Annotated in this window: 4 protein-coding genes; 1 reads left to right on the top strand and 3 read right to left on the bottom strand. The window is 44.8% G+C overall.

Annotated features, from left to right (window positions below; all coding sequences use genetic code 11):
* The 3 genes from OCV68_RS07260 to OCV68_RS07250 form a co-directional block, all read right to left on the bottom strand.
* On the bottom strand, positions 1-332 hold a 332-nt coding region (locus OCV68_RS07260), incomplete at its 3' end, for an Hpt domain-containing protein (RefSeq protein ID WP_262571811.1).
* A 17-nt stretch (positions 333-349) separates the two neighbouring features.
* The gene (locus OCV68_RS07255) at positions 350-1,885 is read right to left on the bottom strand and encodes an HD-GYP domain-containing protein (RefSeq protein ID WP_262571809.1); all 1,536 of its coding nucleotides are present in this window, start codon (positions 1,883-1,885) and stop codon (positions 350-352) included.
* 776 nt (positions 1,886-2,661) lie between these two features.
* The gene (locus OCV68_RS07250) at positions 2,662-7,983 is read right to left on the bottom strand and encodes an InlB B-repeat-containing protein (protein WP_262571807.1); all 5,322 of its coding nucleotides are present in this window, start codon (positions 7,981-7,983) and stop codon (positions 2,662-2,664) included.
* 413 nt (positions 7,984-8,396) lie between these two features.
* On the opposite strand from OCV68_RS07250, the gene OCV68_RS07245 reads away from it, so the two are divergent.
* A complete protein-coding gene (locus OCV68_RS07245; protein WP_022474765.1) occupies positions 8,397-9,599 on the top strand; it encodes a saccharopine dehydrogenase family protein in 1,203 nt (400 codons plus the stop codon).
* The last annotated feature ends 66 nt before the right edge of the window (positions 9,600-9,665 follow it).

The following is a 9,665-nucleotide window of genomic DNA, read 5'->3' as shown; positions in this document are numbered from 1 at the left end:
ATGGTCTCCACAGCAGCCTCATAATCAGCCTTCAGGCGGTCGAGCATTTCCTCGTTGGTGTTGTTGCTGCCGCCACGCAGAGCTTCCGTTACTTCAAAAGAGGAGCGGTAAAGGTTGTCCATTCCCAGATTCTGGCAGATGCCCTTTAAGGTGTGCGCCGCACGGAATGCCTCTTCCATATTTCCGCTTTCAAGATTTGTGAATATATTTCCGCAGCTGCCGTCCGATAAGAACTTTACAAGAAACTTTCGGATTATTGCATCATTGCTCAGCCTGCTCAGCACGTTGCTGTAATCTCCGCCGAGCTGTTTGTAGCATTCTTCAATAGTCATAGACCAATTACCTTCCTTTAATTCTTTTCTTCGCTGCCTGTGTCGATTATTCTTCCAAGTGCGCCTATGTATTTGGGCGGATTGTCCTTGGTCCACAGCGACCTTGCTATTATCTTGTATCTGCTTGTTTTTCCGTTGTATGTGATATCCGTCTCATATGGAGTGATGTCGGGAGCGGCGGCTGTGGTGCTGCGGAGCTTGCTTATAAGCTCTGCTCCCTTATCGCCCAGAAATTCATTCTTTTCACGGTAAGGATATATCACGTTGCTTTCATAGCCCAGAAGCTTTGCGCCGTATTCGGAGAGAGATACCGTCTCCACCTGAGCGTCATACTCGAACTGTATCTCCTTGATATCGGAGGTAAAGAACACTCTCTTTTCATGCTCCGCTTCAAGCAGCTTGGAGCTGTAGCTGGACTGGTCGGATATCTTGTCCTCGATTATCTCTTCGGTGACGTTCATAAGCATCTGCTTGTCGATCTCGCCCTTGGAGTCCATGTCAAGCTCATGGGCAATGCTGCTGCTGATGTCCTTGAGGCACTCCAGCAGCAGGGGATTGAACGCACCGCACTGACCGTCCATTATCATTTCCATGGACTTTTCGTGTGAGAACGCCTTTTTATAGCAGCGCTCGTTGGTAAGAGCGTCGTAAACGTCTGCCAGAGCAACTACCTGAGCAGAAATGGGGATATCCTCGCCCTTTAATCCGTCGGGATAGCCCCTGCCGTCATATCGCTCGTGGTGCCACCTGCATATCTGATATGCCACATGGACAAGGCTCTTTTTCTCCTGATATATGGGCAGATCCCTGAGCATATTTGCGCCTGCTGCGGCATGGGTCTTCATTATGGCAAACTCCTCGTCTGTGAGCTTGCCGGGCTTGTTGAGTATCTTGTCGTCAATGGTTATCTTTCCGATATCGTGGAGAGATGAGGCTGTTATTATCTGGAGAATATCTTTCTCGGTAAGGTCATATTTATCTGTTTTCTGCACCAGCCTGCGGAGCAGCAGCCTTGTTATGGTCTGTATATGGTGGACGTGCATACCGCTTTCGCCGTTCCTGAACTCAACGATGTGGCCCAGAATGTTTATCATTGTGCGGTTGTCTTTTTCCTTTGCATATACCTGCTCTTCAACGATGTTCAGCAGACGCTTCTGCTTGTTGTAGAGCATAAGGGTGTTGTCTATCCTGCGGTGTATGGGGTAGCTCTGATAGGGACGCTGGATATAGTCCGTAACGCCCAGATCATATGCTTTCTTTATAAACGAAAAATCGCCCTCTGCGGATATCATTATAACTGGAATTGAGTCTATCCACTTGTACCTGTTCATAAGAGCAAGCACCTCAAAGCCGTCCATTTCGGGCATTACGATATCCAGCAGCACCAGATCTATCTCATTCTCATGAGCCTTGATAGCTGCGATGGCTTCCTTTCCGTCGGCAGCTTCTATGGTGTCATAATCGTCTTTGAGTATCTCAGCAAGCATTTCACGGTTCATTTCGGAATCGTCCACGATAAGTATAGTTGACCTGTTCTTTTGTTCTGTGTTCATGTTACCCTCCCATATGTTTATTTTAAAAGGGATATCATACAGTCACATGAATATGTATCTGTATCACAGCCGTTATTCAAAATGTCTCAGTCTGACTGAATGTTCATAGACGAACACATTTGTAAAAATACGTATATCTCGGAACATTTTGATAAGGTTGCTTCATAATATTGTCAGCGGTCTGCGGCAAGCGTTAAACGTTTTCGCATATACACTTCGTCATAAAGTGACAACATCTCGATTGTGATTATACTACATTTTGCGGCAAACTTAATATCCTTTTAACGGGTTATTTGGTGAATTTTATGTTAATTCTTTGCGATTACTCATAGTCTCACAGCCTATACTGCATAATTTCATGTTTATGCAGTCAATGCCAGAAAATGTTTTAAAAGTTAACAGATCATTGCTTGTATGTGCTTAAATAAACATTTTTTATATTGTATAATTAAAAAGTATAACTATTTCTGCAAAAGAAGTAAGGAGAACATTGTGAAAATTTTTTCAAGCAGAAGACAGCACTGGCTTTTTGCCGCCAGTAAGCTGGTAATAATTTTCCTGATATTATATATAATCTGCTTCACCAAGAGCCTTAATACTAATCACCAATAAAACTATAGACAAAAAATCATCGCATAATCCATATACGCAAGATTATGCTCAATTTTTTGTATAGTTTTTAATTGGTGCTTAGTATAAGGGGTTATTTGTGTTGGCTTTTTTATTAGCCACACAACCAAAAAGGACTGCTGCGATCGCAACAGTCCTTTTGATTTTTATTCAGCCTTTGCCTTTACCAGATCAGATGTGGTGAGCGTTGTCCATTTACCGTTAACATATGCCTTAACTCCGTAAATGCCCTCTTCCGAAGTGCTTATCCTTACGGAAAGCTTTGTGGTCTCGGTAAGCTTTACCGCTCTGCCGTCGTTTATCTTGTAAACCGCATACTTTTCTGCGCCCTCAACTGCTTCCCAGCTGAGCTTTACGCTTCCAAACCCTGCGGACACCTTTACAAAGGGTTTGTACATGATAGTCACCTTTGCTTCATCGGAGTAGTTGCTGAGATAGCTTCTTCCGCTGAGGGTGTATTTTACAACAAATCTGTATGTCTCGCCGTTGGTGAGCTTTTTGAATGTGACGGTTGTTTCGTCTGTCTTCTTAACGCTGATAAGTGCATCGTCCGAGTCATAGACATAAACCTTGTAGCCCTTTGCTCCGCCTATGCTGTTCCAGCTGAGTGTAACGGAGCTTTCGTCTGTCTCAACGTCGATATGGAGCTTTTCGTAGGTTATGCCTGTTTCGATGTAAAGGGGAGCGAATGTGTAGTCGGGAATATTGTAGGTCTTATTATCCTTTATCCTCTCTGTGCCTGTTACGCTGCCGCATACTGTGCAGGTGTAGGTGAGAGTTCCTGTGTATATCCCGCCTGACTGAGCAGTTCTGCCGCCGTCGGGAGTGTGAGCCGATACGTCGGTTCTTTCGCCGCAGTCACATTCATGCCAGTGGTATGTTCCGTCATGCTTCCATTCGCTGCCGAAGGAATGAATGTGAGCTTCCTTGGAGATAATTTCTGTCTCGGTGTATCCGCATTCTGTGCAGGTGTGCTGACGTTCGCCCTCATGCTCCTCTGTTGCGGGGATCGTAACAGTCCAGCCGCCGTAGGTGTGAGCGGACTTCTCGATTATCTCGCCGCACCATGGGTTTTCGCATATCTTCCAATGGTCGGTGCTGTCGTTAGACCAGCTTGCCGAGGGAGTATGACCTGTGGGAGCAACTGTTCCGCCGCATACGGAGCAGGTAGTGTTATTTGTGCAGGAGAGAGTATTTGTGTTGCCGCTGTGGTCGCATTCGGACCATTTTGCGTAGAGTACGATATCGGCAGTAACAGTGTCGCTGTCGAAATCCCACATGTTCTCGCAGGTGCTTTCCTTGAACCAGCCCTGGAAATAGTAGTTTTCAGCAGTGGGAGCGGCAGGCTCGGTTATCTTTCCGCCGTAGGTGGTTTTCTGCTGAGTGGGAGCGGTTCCGTGGCCGTTTGCGTCAAAGGTGACGGTATATTCGCCCATTACCAGCATTACGGTGTTGTTTTCGCCGTTGATTATTGCGTAGTCGGGGTTATCGGTGTGGAAATATCCGCTGTAATCAGCGTTGTTTGTGCCTGTGAGGCTTACGGGAGCGGTACTTGTGGGAGCGGGGATAGCAGATACGCTGATGTAGGAATTTGCTCCCGGTCCGTTTGCATCAACAGCCAGCTTGCTGCTGTTAAGGAGCATATCGGGGTATTTGCCTGCTGAGTTATCCCTGATGATGATATCGCCTGAAACAGTAACGTCGGGGGAGGCGTTAGTTCTTATTCCGCTGCCGTAATCTGCTGTGTTGCCTGTAACGGTAACATTGTTAAGAGTAAGCTTGCCGATAGTCGAGATTCCGCCGCCGTTCACAGCGTTGTTGCCTGTTATCTCTGTGTTTGTAACTGTCAGAGTGCCTGCATTGTTTATTCCGCCGCCGTCGCCGTTTGCGGAGTTATTGGTGATAGTGCAGTTTGTTATCTGCATATCGCCGTAGTTGCTGACAGCGCCGCCGTGGGGAGCTGAGTTTCCGTCCATTGTTATGCCGCTTATTGTTATTGTGCCGCTGTTGTAGATGCAGCCGCCTGCCTGTGTTGAAGTGCAGCCCTTGCCGCCCGAAAGCTTTCCCGCTGCCATGCAGTCGATGACATCAAGGGTTCCATTGTTTGCGAATATGCCTGCGTTTGCGGTCTGGGTAATGCTGTGACCGTTGAGGCATATCTTGACGATGCTGTTTCTATCTATCCGAATTTCGCTTGTAAGGGTGAGGTTTTCGGTGAGATAATAATTGCCCGAAGCAAGGGTTCCGCCCTTGAATGTGCTGTCAAGTCGGTTGCTATAGGTAACGCCGTTGCAGATGTGGGCAACTACGACCTTGTAAGGGTAATTTGTGTTGCCCGAAGCCGTTATTGCATATCCGTCAGCGATAAGGCTGTCATCGGGCTTGGTTTTGAAATAACCGCCCTTGATGAATTTGGTGTGACCGGATCCGCCCTTAACTGTTCCGCCAAAGTAGCCGCCTGTGACTGTGCTGTTACCATGAAATTCAACTTCTTTGTTAAAAGTACCGCCTGTTATCATTGAATTGTCGTTGCAGCGAACTTCATTATCAAATACACAGCCGCTTACCTTGCCGTTATAAGATATATTTGATGCGTATGAGCTGCTTATCACTGCATTTCCGTACAGGACAGAGTTGCTAAAGCCGTAATAGTAACGGCTGAGAATTAACTTTCCGCTTTTTGCATCACAATTATTAAGGGTAAGCGTGCCGTAGCTAATCACATAATTTGATAATGCGAAATTCTTTCCGTTAAGGCATATCTTGACATCGGAGCCTGTATTGATTTCGATGTCGCTTGCAAGTGTGATATCCTCTGTCAGATAGTAATTACCCGAAGCAAGGGCTCCGCCTGTGAATGAACTGTCAAGAGGCTTATCATATGTAACGCCGTTGCAGGTGTGTGTTGCAACGACCTTGTAAGGGTAATTTGTGTTGCCCGAAGCTGTTATGATATATCCGTCAGCGATGAAATTGTCATTGGGCTTGGTTTTGAAATAACCGCCTTTGATGAATTTGTCGTCGACTGTTCCGCTCGCAACAGTTCCGCCAAAGTATCCGCCTGTGATAACGCCATGATCGTAGACGGCTACTGTTTGATTAAAGGTACCTCCTGTTATCTCTGAATTTTCCATGCAGACAAATTTATGGTCAAATATACATCCGCTTATCTTGCTGGTACCTTCTGTACTTGAGAAGACTGTATTGTTTATCACAGCATTTCCGTACAGTACAGAGTTATTATAACCGTTATAATAGGTATTCACCTTTCCGTTTGCAGCATTGCAGTTATTAAGGGTCAGTGTGCCATAGTTGTTCACATAATATTCTGAAATGCTCTTTCCGTTAAGGCATATCTTGACATCGGAGCCTGCCGAAATTTCTATTGTGTTCGTAAGGTTGATATCCTCTGTCAGATAATAATTGCCCGAAGCAAGAGTGCCGCCTGTGAAGCTGCTGTCAAGGGGCTTATCATAGGTAACACCATCGCAGATGTGGGCTAATACGACCTTGTAAGGGTAATTGCTGTTGCCCGAAGCTGTTATTGCATACCCGTCAGCGATAAGACTGTCATCGGGCTTGATTTTGAAATAACCGCCTTTGATAAATTTGCCGACTGTTCCGTTCATAATAGTTCCGCCAAAGTATCCGCCTGTGACAGTACTATTATCGTGGATATAGACGCTCCCATTAAAAGTACCATCTGTTATCAAAGAACTTTCGGAGCACAAAATTTCGCGGTTAAATATACAGCCGCTTATTTTGCTGTTATTGTCTGAACTTGAGCATAGATTGCCGTCTATCACAGCATTTCCGCACAGCACAGAGTCACCATAACCACGATAATAGTTATTAAGCTTTCCGTTTGCAGCATTGCAGTTATTAAGGGTCAGTGTGCCATAGTTCTCCACATAATATTCTGAAATGCTCTTTCCGTTAAGGCATATCTTGACATCGGAGCCTGCTGCAATTTTTATTGTGTCTGTAAGGTCGATATCCTCTGTCAGATAATAATTGCCCGAAGCAAGATATCCGCCCTTAAATGAACTGTCAAGAGGCTTATCATATGTAACTCCGTTACAGGTGTGGGGCATTACTACTCTGTAGGGGTAATTGCTGTTGCCCGAAGCTGTTATTGCATATCCGTCATCAATATAGCTGTCATCGGGCTTGGTTTTGAAATAACCGCCCCTGATGAATTTTTCGTTATATGCGGATATTGCTTTGCTGAAGTAGCCGCCTGCTATAACGCTGGAATCAAATGTTTCAACCCTTTGATTAAAGGTGCCGCCTGTTATCATTGCGTTGTCCAGTAAGCGAATATCATTGTCAAATACACAGCCGCTTATCCTGCTGATGTCGTCTATAAGTGAAAAATTTGAAAAGTCTGCATTGCTTATCACAGCATTTCCGTACAGTACAGAGTTACCATAACCAAAATAATAGTTATTAAGCTTTCCGTTTGCAGCATTACAGTTATTAAGGGTCAGTGTACCATAGTTTTCCACATAATGTCCCGAAATGCTCTTTCCGTTAAGGCATATCTTGACATCGGAGCCTGCATTGATTTGAATTATGCTTGCAAGTGTGATATCCTCTGTCAGATAATAATTGCCCGAGGCAAGAGTTCCGCCTGTGAAGCTGCTGTCAAGAGGCTTATCATATGTAACTCCGTTACAGGTGTGGGGCATTACTACTCTGTAGGGGTAATTGGTATCGCCTGAATCTGTTATGACATATCCGTCAGCGATATAGCTGTCATCGGGCTTGGTTTTGAAATAACCGCCCTTGATGAAATTTTCGTGATTTGGATATGCGGATATTGCTTTGCTGAAGTAGCCACCTGTGATAACGCCGGAATCAAAGGCTTTAACCTCTTGGTTAAAGGTGCCGCCTGAGATAACCGAAGAGTTATGGATGTATGTTCTTTTTAAAAAAGTGCCGCCTGTTATTTCTGAATTAGCTGAGCATGTAATATCATTATTTAATGTACAGCCGCTTATTTTGCTTCTGCCCTTTACTTCCATCGGTGAGTAGATCGCTGCATTTCCATAAAGTACAGAGTTGTTATAACACAAAAAAGTGAATGAGTATGTATTTATTATACCATTTGCGGTGTCACAGTTATTAAGGGTCAGTGTGCCGTAGTTTCTTATTGTATAGTCGTATCCTGTAACATATTCAGTATTGATACTATTACCATTAAGGCATATCTTGACATTGGAGTCTGCATTGATCTCAATTTTTTTTGCTAGCGTAATACCCTCTGTCAGATAATAATTGCCCGAAGCAAGAGTGCCGCCTGTGAAGCTGCTGTCAAGGGGTATGTCATAAGTAACTCCATCGCAGGTGTGTCCTGACGGCATTTCACTTGCCGATACGCTTGCATTGCTGCTCGGTATCAGCACAAACGCCATACAGAACGCCAGCGCCAAAAAGGCAGTCTTCAAAAAAGCTGTTTTTTTCATAAAATTCCTCCCTTACACATTTATAGTTTATAAATGCTATTATACACATAATACCATAAAATTACATTTTTGAATATTGATAAATTACACAAAATTATATCTTAAACTTAATCATTTGTACAATAATAAATAACTGCTTTTACACTTTTTATTGGTAAAATCCTGTTAAGAGATCTTAATGTTTGTGATGATATCTGTATTTGAGCGGATTTTCAGTATTTTCGCCTGCTGCAAAATGCTTGTCGATTTTATTTGCTTCGACTTAAAATATATTATATTATACACACAATATCTCCTTCCTTAAATATCCCACGCATTTCACCAAAAAACATTTGCAAATTCATATAAAATGTGGTATTATATTTTCAGCGGACTTTTGCAGTCCAAGTTTATCAATCGGAGGTTTTAAAGCTATGGGAAAAGCTCTTATTATCGGCTGCGGCGGCGTGGCAAGCGTTGTTATCCACAAGTGCTGCCAGAATTCCGACGTTTTTGAGGAAATTATGATCGCCTCCCGCACAAAATCCAAGTGCGACGCTGTTAAGGCAAAGCTTGAGGGAAAAACAAAGACAAAAATAAGTACAGCTCAGGTCAATGCGGACAATGTTCAGGAGCTGGTCGCTCTTATGAAGGATTTCAAGCCCGATATCTGCATAAATGTTGCGCTTCCTTATCAGGATCTTACCATAATGGACGCTTGCCTGGAGTGCCGTGTGGATTACGTTGACACCGCAAACTACGAGCCTGAGGACACCGCCAAGTTCGAGTATTCATGGCAGTGGGCATACCGTGAGAGATTTGAAAAGGCAGGCATCACCGCTCTGCTGGGCTGCGGCTTTGACCCCGGCGTTACAGGCGTTTTCTGCGCATATGCTCAGAAGCACTATTTTGACGAAATAAACTACATTGATATCCTTGACTGCAACGCAGGCGACCACGGATATCCCTTTGCCACAAACTTCAACCCCGAGATAAATATCCGTGAGGTAAGCGCCAAGGGCTCTTATATCGAGGACGGCAAGTGGGTTGAGACCGAGCCTATGGAGATAAAGCGTGTATATAACTTCCCCGAAATAGGCGAAAAGGATATGTACCTGCTTCACCACGAGGAGCTGGAGTCACTGGCGCTTAACATCAAGGGCATAAAGAGGATACGTTTCTTCATGACCTTCGGTCAGTCCTATCTTACACATCTCAAGTGCCTTGAGGACGTGGGCATGACCTCTATCGAGCCTATCAACTACAACGGCATGGAGATAGTTCCTCTCCAGTTCTTAAAGGCAGTGCTTCCCGACCCCGCAAGCCTCGGCCCCAGAACCAAGGGCAAGACCAACATCGGCTGCATAATGCAGGGCAAAAAGGACGGCAAGCCCGTCAAGTATTACGTTTACAACGTGTGCGTTCACGAGGAGTGCTATGCTGAGGTAGGCTCACAGGCTATCTCCTACACCACAGGCGTTCCCGCTATGATCGGCGCTATGATGGTAATGACAGGCAAGTGGAAGAAGCCGGGCGTTTATAACGTTGAGGAGTTCGATCCCGATCCCTTTATGGACGCTCTCAACAAGTGGGGCCTCCCCTGGAAGGAATCCTTCGACCCCGAGCTGGTTGACTGATATTCATTGCACCTTACAGCCACAACGAAATATAATGTAAAAATTCACATTAATATAACAATACGC

Source organism: Huintestinicola butyrica (assembly GCF_025567215.1).
Taxonomy (GTDB): Bacteria; Bacillota; Clostridia; order Oscillospirales; family Ruminococcaceae; genus Huintestinicola; species Huintestinicola butyrica.
This window is presented reverse-complemented; position numbering and strand designations above follow the sequence as displayed.

Bases quoted from the DNA above. Each gene is read 5' to 3' on its own strand.
- OCV68_RS07255 (WP_262571809.1), bottom strand. From the start codon at position 1,885: ATGAACACAGAACAAAAGAACAGGTCAACTATACTTATCGTGGACGAT.
- OCV68_RS07250 (WP_262571807.1), bottom strand. From the start codon at position 7,983: ATGAAAAAAACAGCTTTTTTGAAGACTGCCTTTTTGGCGCTGGCGTTC.
- OCV68_RS07245 (WP_022474765.1), top strand. From the start codon at position 8,397: ATGGGAAAAGCTCTTATTATCGGCTGCGGCGGCGTGGCAAGCGTTGTT.